This window comes from Cupriavidus sp. SK-3 (assembly GCF_000611145.1).
Classification (GTDB): Bacteria; Pseudomonadota; Gammaproteobacteria; order Burkholderiales; family Burkholderiaceae; genus Cupriavidus.
Window position 1 is genome coordinate 1 of record NZ_JFJV02000277.1, and the last position, 19,645, is coordinate 19,645.

15 protein-coding genes are annotated in these 19,645 nt (G+C 67.1%); 7 read left to right on the top strand and 8 right to left on the bottom strand.

Features of this window, described 5'->3' with window-relative positions; genetic code table 11:
• From CF70_RS30505 to CF70_RS30515, 3 genes are all read left to right on the top strand, one after another.
• The coding region (locus CF70_RS30505) for a LysR family transcriptional regulator (protein ID WP_235185279.1) at positions 1–997 on the top strand (997 nt) is incomplete at its 5' end.
• Positions 998–1,578: 581 nt separating this feature from the next.
• On the top strand, positions 1,579–2,916 hold the full coding sequence (locus CF70_RS30510) for an MFS transporter (RefSeq protein WP_035874563.1): 1,338 nt from the start codon (positions 1,579–1,581) through the stop codon (positions 2,914–2,916).
• A gap of 4 nt (positions 2,917–2,920) precedes the next feature.
• A complete protein-coding gene (locus tag CF70_RS30515; RefSeq protein WP_035874566.1) occupies positions 2,921–4,411 on the top strand; it encodes a carboxylesterase family protein in 1,491 nt (496 codons plus the stop codon).
• A 303-nt stretch (positions 4,412–4,714) separates the two neighbouring features.
• On the opposite strand, the gene CF70_RS30520 is transcribed toward CF70_RS30515, so the two are convergent.
• A complete protein-coding gene (locus CF70_RS30520; protein ID WP_035874568.1) occupies positions 4,715–5,989 on the bottom strand; it encodes an MFS transporter in 1,275 nt (424 codons plus the stop codon).
• Positions 5,990–6,086: 97 nt separating this feature from the next.
• On the opposite strand from CF70_RS30520, the gene CF70_RS30525 reads away from it, so the two are divergent.
• A complete protein-coding gene (locus CF70_RS30525; RefSeq protein WP_081862433.1) occupies positions 6,087–7,052 on the top strand; it encodes a LysR family transcriptional regulator in 966 nt (321 codons plus the stop codon).
• Between the two features lie 80 nt (positions 7,053–7,132).
• Positions 7,133–7,642: a DUF3016 domain-containing protein gene (locus CF70_RS30530; RefSeq protein WP_035874572.1), complete on the top strand. Its 510-nt coding sequence runs from the start codon at positions 7,133–7,135 to the stop codon at positions 7,640–7,642.
• Positions 7,643–7,838: 196 nt separating this feature from the next.
• Here the strand turns inward: CF70_RS30530 and CF70_RS30535 are convergent, their stop codons facing one another.
• Together CF70_RS30535 and CF70_RS30540 are read right to left on the bottom strand one after the other, a co-directional pair.
• Positions 7,839–9,893 (bottom strand): NAD(+) synthase, encoded by a 2,055-nt coding sequence (locus tag CF70_RS30535; RefSeq protein WP_035874576.1) that lies wholly within the window; start codon positions 9,891–9,893, stop codon positions 7,839–7,841.
• A 232-nt stretch (positions 9,894–10,125) separates the two neighbouring features.
• Positions 10,126–11,691 (bottom strand): ATP-binding protein, encoded by a 1,566-nt coding sequence (locus CF70_RS30540; protein ID WP_035874580.1) that lies wholly within the window; start codon positions 11,689–11,691, stop codon positions 10,126–10,128.
• Positions 11,692–11,992: 301 nt separating this feature from the next.
• Between CF70_RS30540 and CF70_RS30545 the strand changes: the two genes are divergently transcribed.
• On the top strand, positions 11,993–14,305 hold the full coding sequence (locus tag CF70_RS30545) for an ATP-dependent DNA helicase (protein WP_035874583.1): 2,313 nt from the start codon (positions 11,993–11,995) through the stop codon (positions 14,303–14,305).
• 25 nt (positions 14,306–14,330) lie between these two features.
• Here CF70_RS30545 and CF70_RS30550 read toward each other — a convergent pair whose 3' ends face one another.
• From CF70_RS30550 to CF70_RS30570, 5 genes are all read right to left on the bottom strand, one after another.
• The gene (locus CF70_RS30550; protein WP_035874605.1) at positions 14,331–15,944 is read right to left on the bottom strand and encodes an MFS transporter; all 1,614 of its coding nucleotides are present in this window, start codon (positions 15,942–15,944) and stop codon (positions 14,331–14,333) included.
• Positions 15,945–16,369: 425 nt separating this feature from the next.
• The gene (locus CF70_RS30555; RefSeq protein WP_035874588.1) at positions 16,370–16,693 is read right to left on the bottom strand and encodes a hypothetical protein; all 324 of its coding nucleotides are present in this window, start codon (positions 16,691–16,693) and stop codon (positions 16,370–16,372) included.
• Between the two features lie 114 nt (positions 16,694–16,807).
• Positions 16,808–17,887, bottom strand: coding sequence for a LacI family DNA-binding transcriptional regulator (locus CF70_RS30560; RefSeq protein WP_035874591.1), 1,080 nt, complete (start codon positions 17,885–17,887; stop codon positions 16,808–16,810).
• A 10-nt stretch (positions 17,888–17,897) separates the two neighbouring features.
• Positions 17,898–18,275, bottom strand: a complete 378-nt coding sequence (locus tag CF70_RS30565; RefSeq protein ID WP_035874594.1) for a TRAP transporter large permease subunit — start codon at positions 18,273–18,275, stop codon at positions 17,898–17,900.
• The gene (locus CF70_RS30570) at positions 18,272–18,493 is read right to left on the bottom strand and encodes a hypothetical protein (RefSeq protein ID WP_152561964.1); all 222 of its coding nucleotides are present in this window, start codon (positions 18,491–18,493) and stop codon (positions 18,272–18,274) included. The genes CF70_RS30565 and CF70_RS30570 overlap by 4 nt, the downstream gene beginning before the upstream one ends.
• 370 nt (positions 18,494–18,863) lie before the next feature.
• Between CF70_RS30570 and CF70_RS30575 the strand changes: the two genes are divergently transcribed.
• Positions 18,864–19,517, top strand: coding sequence for a 2OG-Fe(II) oxygenase (locus CF70_RS30575; RefSeq protein WP_414629489.1), 654 nt, complete (start codon positions 18,864–18,866; stop codon positions 19,515–19,517).
• The last annotated feature ends 128 nt before the right edge of the window (positions 19,518–19,645 follow it).

Genomic DNA, 19,645 nt, shown 5'->3' on the forward strand with positions numbered 1-19,645 from the left:
ACTTGCCCCCCTCCTGCGCCTAGCGGCCCTATGCGTCGGCAGAAACTGTTCAAGTCTACAAACAATGACCCCATTTCGCGGAAAGCTTCGGACGCGCCATCTGGAAATCATTCTCTCCGTCGCGGAGCTTGGAAACCTGTCCAAGGCCGCCGAGCAATTGCACATGACGCAGTCCGGGCTCTCGCGGGCGGTTGCCGAGGTCGAGGAGATCGTTGCCGGGAAGCTGTTCGAACGATCCGCGAAGGGCATGATGGCCACTGCGCTCGGGGCCGCGATGTGCCGGCATGCGGCCTTGCTCCTGAGCGACTTCCACAAGGCCGAGGCGGATCTGGGTGCCATCGCCAGGGGCGATCTCGGCAACATGATCCTGGGCTGCTTCTCGATGTTCAGCCGGTGGCCGCTGGCGGAGGCGATTCTCCTGTTCCGGCAGGCGAATCCGCGCGTGGAGCTCACGGTGGAGGTCGGTTCGCACGAGGCCTTGGTCGAGAAGCTGGATGCCGGCGCCATCGACCTGCTCGTCAGCCGCAGCCCGAGAAGCCTGAGCGTGGAAACCTACCGGGCAGCCGCGCTGGTGCATGACGGCATCGTGCTGGCGTGCGCACCGGATCATCCCCTGGCCATGCAGGATGTCGATCTCGCGACTTGCGTCCAGTACCCCTGGATCTCCGCGCCGCGGGGCAGCATCCTTCGCGAAATGCTGGTCAATGAGGTCCGTGAGGCAGGTCTGCCAGCACCGGAGATTGTCGGCGCGCTCTCACTGGAACTGGGGCGCGAGCTGATATCCCACGGCCACTTCCTGTGGCAGCTCCCCGAAAGCGCTGCACGCTTCATGGCCGCGCGCGGCGAGATCCGCATCCTCCCGCTGTCGTTCAACTCCAGTCTTGGTCCGCTATCAGCCATCTGGCGGCGCGACCGGACCAGCACGCGGCAGACGCGCAGCTTTATCCTCAGCCTGCGGCGCGTTGTCGAATCCTCCTGGGACGCCGGCAGCCACTGAGCCTGCGGCTCGCCCCACTCGCGGGCAATCGCACGCCCGCCCCTTCAATGCCATCCGCACGGCACGGGTGCCACCGCGTTTTCCCGTGCCGTGGCCCGCGTCCGCCGTGCTTTCCTCACCTGCCTCGATGCGCCTGCACGGGCCATGCGACCTACGCATGACGCTTCTCGCATTCGTCATGCCTTACCGCGCCACCTTCGCTCTACCATCGGTCACTGGCTAAAGACATCGCCCACGCGGCAAGTCTTCGCCGGATATCGGAGAGATCGCCGCGCTGTTCTGCCGAGCGTTCCAACCGAAGCCACGAAAGAGGAGGAGACAATGAGGAAGAAAGGCTGTAGGTCCGCCACCACGGGAAGTGCATTTCCGCGCATTCATCTGCGCCAGCTTTGCCTGGCAAGCCTGGCGACAACCGCGCCGGGCGTGGCGGCCAGGTACACCAGGCAATCCCGGAGGGCGGGCGGCACCGCGGACGCCAAGGCCCCTGTCAACGGCGTCGCCGCCCCGTCGGACAGTAGCACGCAAGTACTGTCCGGGCGCTTTGTCGAGCACGCGTTCCGAGCGCAACGGGAAAACCTGCCATGAAGAACCCCCCATTGCATGTCGATCCCCTGGACATCACCGAGGTGATCGACAACATCCCGCCCAATCGACAACGCCGCCGCATCATCGCCATCTGCTTTGCCGTGGTTGCGCTCGAGGGCTTCGATGCAGCCATCATCGGATTCATTGCGCCGCAGATCGCCGCGCACTTCGCCGCGAAGCCTGCCGAGATCTCCGCTGCCATCGCAGCGGGCATGTTCGGGCTGCTGCTCGGCTATGTCACTGCGGGAAGCGTTGCCGATACGCGCGGACGCAAGCCTGTGCTCGTGGCCGGCACGCTAACGTTTGCGCTAGCCACCCTCGCCTCTGCGTTCAGCGCGTCGCTATTCCAGCTAGTGGCATGGCGATTGCTGACCGGTGTGGGCGTCGGCGTGGCGATGCCCGCCGTTGCCGCGCTGCTGGCGGAAGTGCTTCCCGCCCGCCGGCGCGCATCTACGCTCTCCGGCGTGTTCTGCGGATTCCTGTTCGGCTCCGCCGCGGCGGGCTTCCTGACGGGGCATCTGATTGACAGCATCGGCTGGCAGGGGCTGCTTCTCATCGGAGGCATCGGGCCGCTGCTGCTCGTTCCCGCCATCCTTGCCCTGTTGCCCGAGTCGCCAAAATTCCTGGTGCAGACCGGCGCGGGTGCGGACCGGATATGCGCCGCCCTTGCCAAGCTGGGCGCGCCCCAGCCTGGCGCAGCGATGTTCAAGGCCCCCGCGCCGCCGGCCGAGATCACGAAGGGCAGCGTGGCGCAGCTCTTCAGTACGCAGTACCGGTCAACCACGGTGCTGCTCTGGCTGCTGATGTTCCTGATACTGGGCAGCTTCTATGTCATCGCGAGCTGGCTCCCGACCCTGATCAAGAGTACCGGGGAAAGCGTTGCCATGGCTTCCAGGACGGCCTCCCTGTTTCAGCTTGGCGGCCTGGCCGGCGCGGTGGTTGGCGCCTTCGCCATCCGGCGCATCGCCCCGTTGCATTTTGTCGGGATCGCCTTGCTGACCGGTGCCGCCAGCCCGCTTCTGATCGCCTCGCCCGATGCCACGGCAGGGTACGCCATCGCCGTGTTCTGCTCGGGCTTCCTGATCAGCGGGCCCATCGTCGTGCTAAACGCCGTCGCGGTTGCGGCCTACCCCACGCAGATCCGTTCCGTGGGCGCGGGCTGGGCCAACGCGCTTGGCCGCGTCGGCTCGCTGGCGGGCGCGGGCTCTGTCGGGCTGTTGATCAAGTCCGGCGTGGGACTGCCCGAGATCATCGCCGCCGTCAGCGTCACGGTGCTGGTGTGCGCCGTGATCGTACCGTTTCTCATCCGCAAGTTGCGCGAACCTGGAGTCTGATCCAATGCCTGTCAAAGAGAAATCCGTTGTGGTGTCCTTGTCCATCGGCGCCATCCGTGGCGAGGCGTCCGATGGCGTCTTTGCGTTTCGCGGGGTGCCCTATGGCGAGCGAGCCCATCCTGGGAACCGGCTATCCGAAGTGAGGCCGCCGTCCGCATGGACTGGCGAACGCGATGCCAGCGCGCTCGGCGCGGTCTTCCCGCAATCGCGATCGCGCCTGGCTACGGTCATGGGCAACGGCATCGACCGCAACCCGCAATCCGAGGACGCATTCCTCCTCAATGTGTGGGCGCCGCGGGATGCGGAGCGCCGGCCAGTGTTCGTGTTCATTCATGGCGGCGGCTTTCTCAGCGGCGGTGGCACCGCTGCCTGGTATGACGGCGAGCGCTTAGCCCGCGAAAGCGGGATGGTCGTGGTCACGGTCAACTACCGGCTTGGCGCGCTAGGCAATTTCATCGATGCCAGCGATGCGCGCGGCGCCAATCGCGGCAATCGTTCCGTTCGGGACCTGATTCGCGCCCTGGAGTGGGTGCAGGAGCATATCAGCCGGTTTGGCGGCGATCCGGCGCGCGTCACGGTGGGCGGCCAGTCGGCCGGGGCCTACTACGCCTGGTTGCTTGGCGTCAGCCCTGCGTCGAAGGGGCTGCTCCATCAGAACGCCATGTTCAGCCTGCCGGAGCTGCCGCCGCTGTCACCGGACGACGCGTATCGCAAGAGCCTCGCGTTGCTCGATGCAGCAGGCGCGCAAGACATCGGTGCGTTGTCGGTCGATGACATCCTTGCCGCGCAAGGCCAGTTGATGCGGGCGCGCGCCGGTTTCGGCGAAGTCTCGATCGGCTTCCGGCCGGTGGCAGAAGATGGCCTTGTCCCCGACTGGCTCTTCGACCTGCCGCGCGCCGCCAAGCACGCACATGTGTCGTCGTCCCTGCTGGGCTTTGCGGCGGACGAGAATGCCGCCTTCATGGCGGCGGCGCCGGAGGTGGTGCAAGCGACCGAGTCCCAGGCCAAAGCCTGGTTCGAAACCAAATTCGGGACGGATGCGATGAAGTATTACGCGGCCTTTGCCGCCGCGCGCCCTGCTCACACGCCGTACACGCAGATCGTCGATGCGAGCGGGTACAAGCTGTTCGGCGCGGTGGCACGCGAGATCGCCAGCGCATTCTCGGCCGCGGGCAGGCCACTGTATCCGTACCGGTTCAGCGTGCAGAGCCGTGTGCCAAACCTCATGAGCCCGCACTGCCTGGAACTGCCTTTCCTGTTCGGGAACCGCGGCGACTGGCTTGATGCACCCATGATTGCGAACATCCCCCACGAAACGTTCGAGAAAGCGGGCTTTGCATTCCGTTCGGCAATAGCAAGCTTTGGCACCACGGGCAAGCCGGCGACGCTGTCTGCTACCGCATGGCAGGCGTTCGACAGCGCCGAGCCAGGCATTGCCGACTTCGACGAGGGCGGCAGATCCTGGGTGCCATGGCACCCCTTGTTGGCTGCTTAGCAGCCTGCCATGATCCGGGCCGCGCATTGCGACCTCGACGCCGCAAGAAACGGGAAGAAACGGGGTGATCCGGATCTGCAGCCCGCGCCGGATCAACGTGCAGGACGCACGCGGCGAGGATGAAACGGCGACGGCCAGCCGGTATGCCTGAGCGCATGCGTGGCCAGCGCAATCCGGCCTCGCTATGTGCGCAAACAGACATCCGAGCCATGCGCCCGGCCCGACACTCGGCCTGTACGTGAGTGGCCCCTGGCGCCGTACCTTCGCCCTGCCATGCCCTTTCCCAGGCTGGCAGGGCTCCTTTCATTCACGACTGGAAAGACCTGACCGGGCCTGCCGTGCCCCCGGCCACATCCGCACCGCCAGCGCCCCGATGGCCGTCGCGGTCGACAATATCGTCACCGCCATCCAGCCCCAGCGCGCCAGCAGCACGCTGCCCAGCGCGGCACCGGACGCCATCCCCACGAACATGCCGACAAACAGCACCGCATTGAGGCGGCTGCGGGCGCCCGGCTCGATGCCGTAGACGATGGTCTGGTGCGCGACCAGCGTAATCTGCACGCCAAGGTCGAAGCCCAGCGCGCTGGCTGCGATCAGCCACAGCCGTGCGTGCGGTGCGAGCAGCGGCGAGAGCAACATCCCGGCGAACGAGATCGCGGTCAGCGCAATGCCCAGGCGGGTGACAAGTTCCGGGCCTTTGCGGTCTGCCAGGCGGCCGGCCAGCGGTGCGGCGAGCGCGCCGGCGGCACCGGCCAGGCCGAATGCGCCAGCCGCCGCGCTGCCCAGGTGGAACGGCGCGCCGTGCAGCATCACGGCCAGCGTCGACCAGAATGCGCTGAAGCCAACCGACAGCAGCCCCTGCGACAGGGTCGCCCGGCGCAGCGCGCCGTGCTTCTGCCACAACTTGCCGAGCGAGCCCAGCAGCGCACTGTACGCGAGATGGGTGGTGGGCTTGAAGCGCGGCAGGCCGCGCGCGGCCACCACGCCGATCAGCGCAATGCTGGCCGCTGCGATCACGAACATGATGCGCCAGCCGAAGTGCTCGGCCACAAACCCGCTGAGCACGCGCGAGAGCAGGATGCCGAGCAGCAGCCCGGTCATCACGGTGCCGACGACCTTGCCCCGGTGCGACTCGGGCGCCAGCGTGGCGGCGGCCGGCACGATGTCTTGCGCCATCGTGGCGGCCAGCCCGATCGCCAGGCTGGTGGCCAGCAGCAGCCCGATGCCGGAGGCGGCGCCGCTGGCCAGCAGCGCGGCGCTCAGCACGGCGGCCTTGGCCAGGATGATGCGCCGGCGGTCATAGCGGTCGCCCAGCGGCGCCAGCAGCAGGATGCCCAGGGCATAGCCCAGTTGCGTGAGCGTGGGGACCAGCCCCACCGCCCAGTCGGACGCACCGATATCCGGACCCAGCACGCCCAGCATGGGCTGGCTGTAATAGAGCGATGCCACGGCCAGGCCGGCGCCGGCGGCAAGCAGCAGGACCAACCGGGCGGGCAAGCCAGTGGCGGCCCCAGTCTCAGCCACAGGGACCGCCGGGTGTGTGGCGGCGTTTGCAGGCGTAACGCGAACGGATGACATAGCGGAAACCCTCAGATCGAATACGAGACTGGAGTTTGCCGGCCCCTCGTTCAGCGCGGTAGTACTACACTCTGCACAATTGCTATGCGTCCGACGTATGACCAAATTAAAACCGCCCTCCCCCGCCACGCCAGCGCCCGCCTCGACCGACCGCATCGAACTGATGCAGACCTTTGTGCGGATCGTCGAAGCCGGCAGCCTGTCGGCGGCCGCCGCGCAGATGGGCACCACCCAGCCCACGGTGAGCCGCCGCCTGCAGAACCTGGAGCGCTCGCTGGGCCTGCGCCTGCTGCAACGCTCCACGCATGCGATGAAACTCACCGAGGACGGCGAGCGCTGCTTCGGGCGCGCCAAGGAACTGGTGGCGGGCTGGGAAGCGTTCGAGGCGGACTTGCGGGGCGCCGGCGACGAACCCGCGGGCACGCTGCGGGTGGTGGTGCCACACGCGTTCGGCCAGCAGCAACTGGTGGGGCCGCTGGCGGCGTTCCTGCGCCGCCACCCGCGGGTGACGGTCGAATGGTTGCTGCACGACCGGACACCGGACTTCATCGCCGAAGGCATCGATTGCGCCATCCACGTGGGCGAGGTCAGCGACCCGTCCGTAGTGGCGATCCGGCTTTCCGAAGTGCCCCGCATCGTCGTGGCGGCGCCATCGGTACTGGAAGCCAGGGCGATGCCCTCGCATCCGAATGAGCTTGCCGGCTTGCCCTGGTTGTCGCTGCGCACCTTCTACCGCAACGAGGTGTCGCTCACCCATGCGGCCACGGGCGAGACCCAGCGGCTGGCCTTCCACCCGCGCGTCGGCACCGACAGCCTGTATGCACTGCGCAGCGCCGCGGTCATGGGGCTGGGCGTTTGCGTGGCGTCGGCGTGGCTGATGGCGGACGACATCGCGCAGGGACACCTGCTCCACCTGGTACCGCAGTGGCAGGCTTCCTCGCTGCCCATGCAACTGGTCTATCCCTACGCGAGCTTCTATCCCGCCAAGCTGCGCCGCTTCGTGGAAACGATGCGGCAGACCGTACCGGCGACGATGGCGGGCAGCGCGGTACTGGCGCCCTGAGCGGAGCCGCCGCGCCCCGGAACAATGCCTCTGCGCGCGCGGTCGAACTCATCAGGCCGTGAAGAAAGCGGGAGGTCGCAATGTCCAGGTCCCTTTGTTTCGCCGCCGCTGCTTTGGCCGCATTGTCCGGCGCCAGCGCCCTGGCGACGCCTCCGGGCGGCAGTCTCTCGATCCGCTTCATCGATCCGCAGAGCTACACCGACGCCGCCTATTCCCACCCGTATGCAAGCGAGAAGGATCTCGCCGCGGTGGAAAGCGATATCACGCGGCATCTGACCCGGCTGGCCGAGCGCAAGCTCGCGCCGGGCGACTCGCTCAAGATCGAAGTGCTGGACATCGACCTGGCCGGGCGCTTCGAACCGTTTCGCTTCAACGGGCAGGAAATCCGCGTGGTCCGTGATATCACCTGGCCCCGGATGACGCTGCGCTACACCCTGAGCCATGAAGACCGCATACTGGCAACCGGAGAGGAACGGCTGGCCGACATGAACTTCATGATGTCGGTAAATATGTACTCGAGCAGCGACCCGCTGCGCTATGAGAAGCCCATGCTGGATGACTGGTTCGACAGGCGGATCGTCAGGCGCTAGCCCACTCTCGCGCGGCGCCTGGCGCACATGCCTGCGTGCAGGCGCCCTATGCCGTTGATCAAGCGATGGCGAGCACGATGCCAGCGGCACCGCGCCCGGCCTCAGTGATTACTTGCGCACGCAATCGGCACCAGAACCATCCCTGGCTGTCGAATTTTTGACTTTGAAGTTCAAGCCGTTGCGGTTACCCCCTGCCTCACACCCCATCCGGAATCCTCTCCAAGTCCTTCATCCATACGACAGACTCCGAATCACTAGGCGCCCGCCAGTCCCCCCGCGGCGACAGCGACCCGCCCGACCCCACCTTCGGCCCATTCGGCACGCAAGACCGCTTGAACTGGCTCGTCCGGAAAAACCGGTCAAGAAAGATCCCGAGGTTCCGCTTGATATCCGCCACCTTGTACTCATTACGCGCCACATGCAGCCCCTCGGGCCAGCTCCCCTTATCGCGATCGCCCCAGGCGCTCATGGCAAGAAACGCAATCTTGGTCGGCGTAAATCCAAACCGCAACGTGTAGTACAGGTTGAAATCCTGCAGTTCATACGGACCGATGAAATTCTCGGTCTTCTGCTGTGGCGCATCGGCCGAGTCGCCCGGCACCAGTTCGGGACTGATCTCCGTCCCAAGCACATCGAGCAATACGTCAGACCCCGCGTCGCCGATCTGTCCCGTCTCCGCTACCCAGCGGACCAGATGCGAGATCAGCGTCTTCGGCACGCTGCCATTCACGTTGTAATGCGACATATGGTCGCCAACGCCATAAGTACACCAGCCAAGCGCAAGCTCGCTGAGGTCACCCGTGCCGATCACGATAGCGTGGCTGGAATTGGCAAAGCGGAACAGGTGGTTAGTGCGCTCGCCCGCCTGCACGTTCTCGAACGTCACGTCGTACACGGGCTTGCCCGACGCATACGGGTGCCCGAGATCCTTGAGCATTTCGATGCAGCTCGGCCGGATATCGATCTCCTTCGACACGCAGCCCACCACCTCCATCAGCTTGCGCGCCTGGAGCAGCGTGCGGTCGCTGGTGGCGAAGCCGGGCATGGTGATGCCGAGGATATTGGTGCGGGGCAGCTTCAACCGGTCCATGGCCTTCGCGCACACGAGCAGCGCATGTGTTGAGTCCAGCCCGCCGGAGACACCGATCACCACCTTGGAGATGCCGCTGGCCGACAAGCGCTGGACCAGCGCCTGCACCTGGATGTTGTAGACCTCGCTGCAACGCTCGTCCCGGCGCCGGGCGTCGGACGGCACGTAGGGGAACCGCTCCACCGTCCGGCGCAGCGGCAAGGCCTTGTCCGGCGCCGTGTCGACGGCAAACGGAATCACCCTGAACTTCGCGACCTCCGCGCCATGGCGCCGCACCGAGTGGCCGAAGGTGGTCTGGTGCATCCGCTCGCGCGACAGGCGCTCCAGGTCGACGTCGGCAAAGGTCAGGTGCGAGCTGTCCGCGAAGCGTTCGGACTCGGCCAGCAGTTCGCCGTTCTCGTAGATCAGCGCCTGCCCGTCCCACGCCAGGTCGGTGGACGACTCGCCCTTGCCGGCCGAACTGTAGACATAGGCCGCGAGGCAACGCGCCGATTGCTGGCTGACCAGTTGATGCCGGTAGCCGGACTTGCCGACCACGATATTGGATGCCGACAGGTTCACCAGCACGGTGGCGCCCGCCAGCGCCGCGAACGACGACGGGGGAATCGGCACCCAGACGTCTTCGCAGATCTCCACGTGGAAGCGGAAAAACGGAATGTCCCGCGCTTCGAACAGCAGGCCGGCGCCAAACGGCACTTTGTTTCCGTCCAGCAGCACTTCGCTCACCGCCGCGCTGTCCGCCGCGCTGAATTGCCGTGCCTCGTAGAACTCCCAGTAATTCGGCAGGTAGGACTTCGGGACGACACCAAGCACCTGCCCGCCGGCGACCACCGCCGCGCAGTTGAACAACTGATGCTCGACCCGCAGGGGCAGCCCGACCACCAGCGTGGTGGCAATGGTCCTGGAGGCAGCCACGATCTCTGCCAGGGCAGCCTCGCACGCATCGAGCAAGGCGCGCTGGTGAAACAGGTCGTCGCAGGTATAGGCGGACAAGCCGAGTTCCGGGAAGGCCACCAGCGCCGCGCCCTGGCTGGCGGCTTCCCTGGCCAACGCAATCGTCCCGGCTGCATTGAAGGCGGGATCGGCCACGCGGCAGACAGGCACGCCCACCGCCACGCGGGCGAAACCGTGGGAATAGATATTCAGGAACTTGTTCGTCATGTCACTCATGTCAGTCATCCTTGCGCTGCGCGTCGCAGCGTCCCGGCGCCTGCCAGGCGCCGGAGCGGGTTGTGCGGTACATGGCGCAATTCTACGATGCGCGTCCTTCCGGCGCTGCAGTCCGCCGGCGCGCAACGGCACAGGCACAGCCGGGACGGGCTGCGCGCGGCGCCGGACATTGCGGCGTTTTCAACGCGAGCGGGAAGGAATGACCGGTGCCGGCAGGCAAGCACTACTCGCCACGGGCGATCCGCCGCCCCACCGTTGCCAGCAGCATCTCCAGGTGGCTCATCTCGATCGGCTTCACCATATGGGCGTGAAAGCCGGCGGCATGCGTATCCTCATGGTCTGCCGGTTGCCCGAACCCGGTCATCGCGACGTAGACCGTGCCGGGCAGTTCCGGCTGGGTCCGCAGGATCTTCAGCAATTCGAAGCCGTCCATGACGGGCATGGCGATGTCGATCAGCGCGAGGTGCGGCGAAAAACGGGTGGCGATCGCGCGGGCCGTTTCCCCCTCGTAGGCGACCGACACTTCATGGCCCAGCATCTCCAGCAGCATGGCGAGACTGTCAGCTGAATCCCGGTTGTCATCCACCACCAGCACGCGCAATGCGCCGGTCCGCGGGGACGTATCGGCAGCGGTGTCCGCGGGCTGATGCTTGATGCAGGGCATCTGGATGGTAAATGTGCTGCCCTTGCCCAGCCCGGCGCTGGAGGCCCGGATGGTTCCGCCATGCAGCTCCACCAGCGAGCGGCACAGTGACAGGCCAATGCCAAGCCCGGCATTCCGGGCTTCGCTGATGGGGCTGCTGCGTTGCACGAACAGGCTGAAGATGTCTTCCAGCGCGTCATGCTGGATGCCGCACCCCGGGTCGGATACCCGCAGCTCAAGCAAGCGGCCGGTCACCTCGCCGCTGATGGCGATGCGGCTGCCCGCCGGCGAGAACTTCGCGGCGTTGTGCAGCAGGTTCTGCAGGACCTGCACCAGCCGGGTGAGATCGGCCCGGAACGCCACGGGCTCATCGGGCAGGCTGACGTCGACTTGCTGCCCGCGCAAGTCCAGCACGGGGCGGGCGGACTCGATGCCACGCTCCACCACATCGCGCAGGTCGACATTGCGCAGCCGCAGTCCCACCTTGCCAGAGGCAATCCGCCCCACATCCAGCAGGTCGTCGACAAGCCGCGTCAGATGGCTGATCTGCCGGTCGATCATGTCCCGGCAGCGCGCGGCATGGGGACTGAGGCTGGTGTCCAGCCGCATCAGGTTGATGGCATTGCGTACCGGCGCTAGCGGGTTGCGCAGTTCATGCGACAGCGTCGCGAGGAACTCGCTCATGCGGCGGCTCGACGCTTCGATTTCTTCCAGCCGCCGTCTTTCGCTCATGTCCCGGACCACCTTGGCAAAGCCGCTGACGGCCCGGCTCTCATCGTAGATCGGCGTGATCGTCACGTTGGCCCAGAACAGCGTGCCGTCCTTGCGCACCCGCCAGCCCTCGTCTTCGAAGCGCCCTTCCGCCCGGGCGCACCGCAACTCGTAGTCCGGCCAGCCGCTGGCGACGGCCTCGGGCGTGTAGAACACCGAGAAATGCTTGCCAATGACTTCCGCCGCCGCATAACCCTTCATCCGCTGCGCGCCCGGGCTCCAGCTCGAAATATGGCCGGTCCCGGTCAGGGTGAAGATGGCGTAGTCCTGGATGGCGTCCACCAGCGCGCGGTAGCTCGTCTCGCTCGACTCCTCGACTTGCGGGGTGGGCGAAGCTGACGAGGAGGGAGCATTCAGGCTGCTGGGCTCTGTCATGGCGGATAGGTGAAGCCTTGCAGGGCGGATGCCCTGGCGGCGCAGGCTTGCCGGTGCCGCCCTGCTGCAATGAGCGGCGGCGCGGCCGGGATGCGCGGGATGCAAAATTGTGGCACGGTTTGGGCAGCGCAGCCAGATTGGACAAGGTGCCGGCCGGCCCCGGTACTGTATATTCATACAGTTCGCCGCAGCAGCACGTTCATCCCGTGATTTCCCCTACCAAGTGCACCATCCCCTACACCGGGAAGGTTGTCTCCTTGCCGATCCCGCCCGCCGCGCCTCCGACACAGGAGCGGGGCCGATGACGTACACGGTCGCCGTGCGTGCCTTGTGCGAATTCACCGCCAAGCAAGGCGATCTCGACGCGCGCTTCACGCCTTCGCCTACCGCCGCCGACGGCATGGCCGCCCATGCCCTGGTGCAGTCGCGGCGCGGCGCCGGGTACCAGTCCGAGATCAGCCTGCAGGGCGAGTTCAGGAACCTGCGGGTGCGCGGGCGCGCCGATGGCTACGATCCCGACCAGAACCTGCTGGAAGAAATCAAGACGGTGCGCGGCGATTGGACCGCGCTACCCGGGAACCATCGGCAATTGCACCTGGCCCAGGCGAAGATCTATGCCTGGCTGCTATGCGAAAAGCTCGGCCTCGCCGGCATGCAGGTGGGCGTGGTCTATTTCGACGTGGCGAGCCAGCAGGAGTCGGGTTTCAGCGAGCACTTCGCGGCCGGGCAACTCCGGGCCTTCTTCGAAGAGAAGTGCGAGCGCTTCGTCAACTGGGCCTTGCAGGAGAGCGCGCATCGCGCGGCGCGCGACCAGGCGCTGCAAGGCATGGCCTTTCCCCATGCCTCGTTCCGGCGCGGGCAGCGTGACCTGGCTGAAGCCGTCTATCGCGCCGCACGCTCGGGCCGCTGCCTGCTGGCGCAGGCCCCTACCGGCATCGGCAAGACAGCAGGCACCTTGTTCTCCATGCTCAAGGCGGTGCCCCAGGGCCAGATCGACAAGGTGTTCTACCTGACCGCCAAGACCACCGGCCGCCAGATGGCGCTGGACGCCGCGCGGGGACTGCGCGAGGGTAATGCCGGCCTGCACCTGCGGGTGCTGGAGCTGACCGCGCGCGACAAGGCCTGCGAGCAGCCGGACCGCGCCTGCCACGGCGAATCGTGCCCGCTCGCGCGCGGGTTCTACGACCGCCTGCCGGCAGCACGGCAGGACGCCGCCGGGCAGGCCCTGCTCGATCGCGCGGCCTTGCGGCAGATCGCACTCAGCCACGATATCTGCCCGTACTACCTGGGCCAGGAAATGGCGCGCTGGGCCGATCTCGTGATCGGCGACTACAACTACTACTTCGACCGCACCGCCATGCTGCATGGCATGACCGCCGCCAACGACTGGCGCGCCGGCGTGCTGGTCGACGAGGCGCACAACCTGCTGGAGCGGGCACGCAAGATGTACTCGGCGGAGCTGGATCCCGCGGTGCTGCCCGAACTGCGGCGCGGCGCGCCAAGGCTGCTCGCCAGCGCGCTGCGCCGGCTCTCCGGCCAGTGGACCCTGCTGGCGAAGGCGCAGGAGAGCGCTTATGCCGCGCACCCGGAAATTCCCGGCCCGTTTATCGCGGCGCTGGAGCGCACGGCATCGGCTATCCTGGACCAGCTCACCGAAGCGCCGGAAAGCGTGGGCCCGGCTCTGCAGCGCTTCTATTTCGATGCCCTGCACTTCTGCCGCCTGGCCGAGTCGTTCGGCGCGCATTCGGTCTTCGATATCAGCAAGGAGGCTGGCGCCGCCGAATCCGCGACGCGCCCCGCCCGCAGCAAGACAGGCAAGGGCCGCCTTGCCGTGCGCAACCTCATCCCCGCTCCCTTCCTGGCGCCCCGGTTCGCGGCGGCCCATGCCACCACGCTGTTCTCCGCCACGCTGACCCCCGCGCGCTTTGTCAGCGACACGCTGGGCTTGCCACGCGACACGGTCTGGCTGGAGGTGCAGTCGCCCTTCAGGCCAGACCAGCTGGCGGTGCGCATCGCCGGCAATATTTCCACGCGCTACCGCGACCGCGAGCGCTCCTTGCGCCCCATCGTGGACCTGCTGGGCGCGCAGTACCGGGAGCGTCCGGGCAACTACCTCGCATTCTTCAGCAGCCACGATTACCTGCGGCAAGTGGCTGACGCCTTTGAGCAGCGCTGCCCGGATATTGCCGTGCGCCGGCAGTCGCGCGCCATGACCGAGGCCGAGCAGGCCGAGTTCCTGGCGGCCTTTGCGCCCGGAACCTGCGCCATCGGGTTCGCGGTGCTTGGCGGCTCTTTCGCGGAGGGCATCGACCTGCCGGGGGACCGGCTCATCGGCGCCTTTATCGCCACGCTCGGCTTGCCGCAGCTCAACCCGGTCAATGAACTGACCATGCGCAGGATGCAGTCGGCATTCGGCTGCGGCTACGAGTACGGCTACCTCTATCCCGGCCTGCAAAAAGTCGTGCAGGCGGCCGGGCGCGTGATCCGCACCGAGGCGGACCGCGGCGTGGTGCACCTGATCGACGACCGCTTCGCGCGGCCGGAGGTGCGCGCCCTGTTGCCGGCCTGGTGGGAAGTCGCCATCGAAACCGGCGAGACGCCGGGGAGTGCCTAGCCTTGCGTAAGCCGCCACGCAGCCGCTACGGCGGCGAGACCAGGTGCCGCACCCGCGGCGGCGCCGGGCCGCGATGCAAGGCATGGACGCGGGCCTGGATCGCCTTGTCGTTGGCGCTGAAACGCTCGTGCTGGCGCAGGTGCTCCAGCCACGACTCGATCACAAACGTTTCCACGTAGCGGCCGGGCGCTTCCATGTCCTCGAACAGGCCCCACGACAGCGCCCCGCCGCGCCGGCGCACGCGCCGCATTTCGCGGGCGGCGGCGCGAAATGCGGCGGCATCCCCCGGGTCGGTGTGGTACTCGACGGTGATCATCACCGGCCCGCGATCGCCGGTGGTCTCTTCGGAAAGCGGCGCGCCGGCATCGTGGGGCGACGGCGTGAGATCCAGGTCCGGCGAATCGGCCAGACGCCAGCGCAAGGCCGCCACGGCGGCCAGCAGCATGCCCGAGCCGGCCACCTGCAGCGCCAGGTCCGTCCCCTTGAGCGAGGCTATCTGCCCCCACACCGCGCTGCCGGCCGCCATGGCGCCGAAGAACACCACCAGATAGACCGCCAGCGCCCGTGCCTTCACCCAGCCCGCCGAACTGCGCTGCGCGCCGCCATTGAGCACGGACAGCACGACGATCCAGGCCAGGCCCGCGAACAGCAGCACGGCGGCGATCAACGCGAAGCTCCTGAAGAACGACATGGCGAACAAGACCAGCGCGAAGATCACGCTGGCGCCAAGCACCAGCCGATCGGGCGAGAGCAGCTGGCGCAGGCGCGGCAGCACCAGGGCGCCGCCGATCGCCCCCGCCCCCACGCAAGCCAGCAGCAGCCCGTAGCCGCCCGGCCCCACCGCCAGCCCTTTGCGCGCCACCAGCGGCAACAGCGCCCAGCCGGCACTGCCGAACACAAAGAAGGCCACCGCGCGGACCAGCACCACCTGCAGCACCGGCGCCGCCTGCACGTAGCGCAGGCCCGCCCGCACGGCCGGGAAGAAATGCTCGGGCGGCAAGCGCCGCGCGAGCTGCGCCGGTTGCCACCGGTAGATCACCCACAGCACCCCCAGCACCGACACCGCGTTGATCAGGAATACCGCCGGCGGCCCGAACAGCGTCAGCACGACGCCGCCCAGCGCGGGCCCGATCGCCCGGCTGATGTTCACCCCCAGCGAGTTGAGCGCCACCGCCGACTGCAGCTCCGGCTTGGGCACCAGGTCCGGCACAATGGCCTGGAACGGCGGCGCGTTCATCGCCGCGCCGACGCCCAGCAGGAAAGTGGCGGCCAGCAGCACCGCGGGCGTTACCAGCCCGGCCAGCGCCAGCAGACCGAGCGCCGCCGCCACCACCAGCATCCAGGCTTGCGCGAACAGCAGGTATTTGCGCCGGTCCACGATATCGGCCAGCACGCCGGACGGCAGGGCGAACAGGAACATCGGCAGCGTCGTGGCCGCCTGCACGAGCGCCACCATCAGTGGCGACGGGCTGACCGACGTCATCATCCAGCCGGCGCCGACATCATGCATCCAGGTACCGATATTGGACGCCAGCGTGGCCAGCCAGATGGCCCGGAACACCTTGTTGCGCAAGGGACTCCACGGCCCGGCGGCAGGCGCGGCTACCGCGGAGCCCGCATGGGAAAGTTTCTGATTCATCGCAGCCCCAAGGTCCACGAAAGCGACACCCATGGATTGTAGGATGCGGTGTGCTTGGCATGGGTCCCCGCGGACATGCCGCTTTTCGGGTGCCGGAAATCGCTGCCCGCGCGATGGCGTCTGAGCCTCGGCTGACAGGCGTTGTCAGCCAGGCGGGCCCAGGTGCGCCGCGGGCTGCGGCCACGGGCGAACATCCGCTGCCTGGCGCGCCTCGCCGCGGTGTTTTCCATGCTGCCCCCCCTGATTGCCTGGTGGCCCCCCTTCCGCACTTGCCGCAACGTGCCGCTCAGCCACGTGCCGTCGCGATCGTCATCCGGACGCCAGGCGCCGGCCAGCGGCGGCGCTATGTCATTCCGCTCGTCTCATCTGCTTTGCGCCTCGTCGAAATCGTCCTGAATAGTCAGCCTCTCGCCGCGGCCTGCTCCCTATTCGTCAGCCGTGTCGGCCCGGCCGGCGTTGCCGGACCTGAGCAACTCGGCGATCGTGGTCGCCGCGGCCGGTGCGAACTGCGTTACGCATGCGCGCGTCAGCGCCAGTGTGTAGGAAAACGCCATGGCGCGGTCCTCGAATGTGCGGTTGAGCATGAAGTGCGCGGCGGGCACCAGGCCGTCGGCCAGCTTTGACAGGCGGACGAGCGATCCCCAGCTTCCGTCCTCCACTTGCAGGATATCCACTTCAATGGCGTATCCCGCCTCGATATAGGTTCTGGCCGGTCCTGCCAGCCGGCGTTCCGGTTTGTCGGGCACCATCTCTCGCTCCTCCACGATACAGATCATTCCAACACCATCACGCGCACGCCGTGCGCGTCACCACCAGCCCCTGGCGGCGGGCTCCCCCCGGCCGCCACGGGCTGCAATGCACTGTCAGCCTCGCCTTCGGGCCGGCGCGCCGGCCACGCGGTTGACGGCAGGCGGCGGCGCGGTGGACTGGCGCACCACCAGGCCGCTGGGGAAACACAGGCGAATCGGCGCCAGCCCGGGTTGCGCCAGCCGCAGCATGACCCGGCGCACCATGGCCTCCGCCATGTCGCCAAAAGGCATGGCCACCGATGTGAGCGCGGGATTGGTGTACGAGCACATGCCGATATCGTCCATGCCAATCACTGAAACGTCGGCCGGCACCGACAAACCGGCCTGGTGCAAGCCCGACATCAGCCCGATCGCCATCATGTCATTCACCGCGATCAGCCCGGTCGGGCGCGCCGTGGTGCGCGCCAGCCGAGCGGCCAGGACCTGGCCCAGTTCGGCCAGTTCGGCATCGCCATAGTGCGCGGCGGGCGGGCACTCTATCACCTCTGCCGTTTCTGCGATCCCGGCCTCTGTTGCCGCGGCCTCGAAGCCGGCAATCTTGCTCGCGCGGCTGACGGTGCGCCCGGCGGGCATGACGAATGCGATGTGCCGGTGGCCAAGGGCGATCAGGTGCGAGGCGGCCAGGTGGCCCGCCTGGAAGTTGTCGGGCGCGACATGGTCGATGCGCGCAGGCATGTTGGGATCGACGCCGCCGTCGTAGCTCACCATCGCCAGCCCCTGCCGGGTCGCCGGCTCGAAATGCTGCTCGTCGGTCAGCGACGAGACGATGATCACGCCGTGCACGCCAAACGAGAGCAGGTCGTCGAGCATGCGCGACTCCTGCTCCCGGTCGCGGTTGGTGTTGCCCAGCAGCACGCGATAGCCGGTCTGGCGCTGCGCTTCGGCCTCGATCTTCAGCGCGAGTTGCCCGTACATCGGATTGGCGGTGGAAGGCACCAGCAGGCCCAGCATGGGCGTCTGCCCGGTCTTGAGCTGGCGCGCAACCTGGCTGGGACGGAAGCCGAGCGTGCGGATCGCCTCCTGCACCCGCTCGAAGGTGGCGGGATTGAGCCGTTCGGTGCGTCCGTTGAGCACGTTGGAAACGGAGCTCACGGACACGTTCGCCAGTCTGGCGACGTCTTGTATGGTTGCCATTATCGGGTTCTCATGCCAGCCTCATCAGGCGGGGTAGCCATAGCGTGAGCGATGGCATCAGGACCAACAGCAGCAAAATCAGCAACAGCAGCGCCAGATACTTCAGCATCGGCCCGGCGACCTGCTCCACGCGCGTGCCGGTCATCGCGCAGGTGGCGAACAGCCCCAGGCCCAGCGGCGGCATGAACAGGCCGAACCCCATGGCGATCACCATCACAGTGCCGAAGTGTAGCGGATGCACGCCGGCCTGCCCGGCAATGGGCGCCAGCAGCGGACCAAAAAGGATAAGCGCCGGCGCGCCCTCCAGGATGGTGCCGAACACGATCGTCAGCAGCACCGACACCAGCAGGAAGGCGGTGCTGCCGTAATGCACCGCCAGCCCGGTCATGGCGTGCTGGAGCAGGCCGGGGAGTTGCTGCGCTCGCCCGCCGCCGCGCGCAAGCGCTCGAACCACAGGTACTGGGCCGAACTCTGGTCCACCGGCATGGCCGAGGAACAGCGCAGCACCACCGGCGCATCGGCGCCCATCGCAACGCGCGGCAGCGCGGAACCCGCGGTAACCGCCAGCGAGGACTTCATGATCTTGCGGCGAAAGGCATTACACACGTCGTCAGACTCCATCATGAGCAGGGCTTGGCAACTTGGTATTAAGCGCTTCAGTAAAACGGTTTACTAAAACGATTCACGAGATCATAGGCGAGTGGGAGCCAAAAGCAAGCGCGGCGAACTGGCAGGGCAGCGGGCGGAGCACATCCGGGCGCCAGGCGCGGGGAGAGCATGCACGAACAAGAGAATTCAACAGCAAGACACGGAGTGATGCCGCCGGAATCCTCCTCTAAAGTTCGTTGCATCGACACGAACCACGAAAGGCCTCACCTTGAAAGCAAGCCAGGCAACGGCAACCCGCAGCGCGAAAACCAGTGAAGAGGCCACCCGCCGCGTAGAGACCCTGGACTGGGACGCCATCGCGCAGAACCTGGACCACCACGGCTACGCCGTCATGGCAAACCTGCTCGCCCCCAACGCGTGCGATACGCTCGCGGCCCTCTACCCCCTCGACACGCTCTTCCGCTCCCGCGTGGTAATGAGCCGCCACGGCTTCGGCCAAGGCGAATACAAGTATTTCAGCTACCCCCTGCCTGCGCTGATCGAAGATCTGCGCGGCGCGCTATATCCCCACCTCGTCCCGATCGCCAACCGCTGGAACCAAGCCATGGCCATCGACACCCGCTACCCCGCCCGGCACGCCGATTTCCTGAAACGCTGCCACGCAGCCGGCCAGACGCGCCCCACCCCGCTGATCCTCCAGTACGGCCCGGACGGCTACAACTGCCTGCACCAGGACCTGTACGGCGAACACGTCTTCCCGATCCAGGCAGCCATCCTGCTCTCCGAGCCAGGCCAGGACTTTACCGGCGGCGAATTCGTGCTGACGGAACAGCGCCCGCGCATGCAGTCCCGCGCCGAGGTGGTGCCGCTGCGCAAGGGCGACGCGGTGGTGTTCGCGGTCAACCAGCGCCCGGTGCAGGGCACGCGCGGCAGCTACCGGGTCAAGCTGCGCCACGGCGTCAGCCGCCTGCGCTCGGGCCAGCGGTTTACGGTGGGGATCATCTTCCATGATGCCCTGTAGGGGTAACGCGGAATCCACCCGCGGAATTTGACCGCAAGACCCGGAGTGCGCAGCCCGCTCCACCGGCATACAGTGAACCTTGACGTCCTCCGCTGCCTAAAGGCAGGGGATTCCCACACCTGGCGATG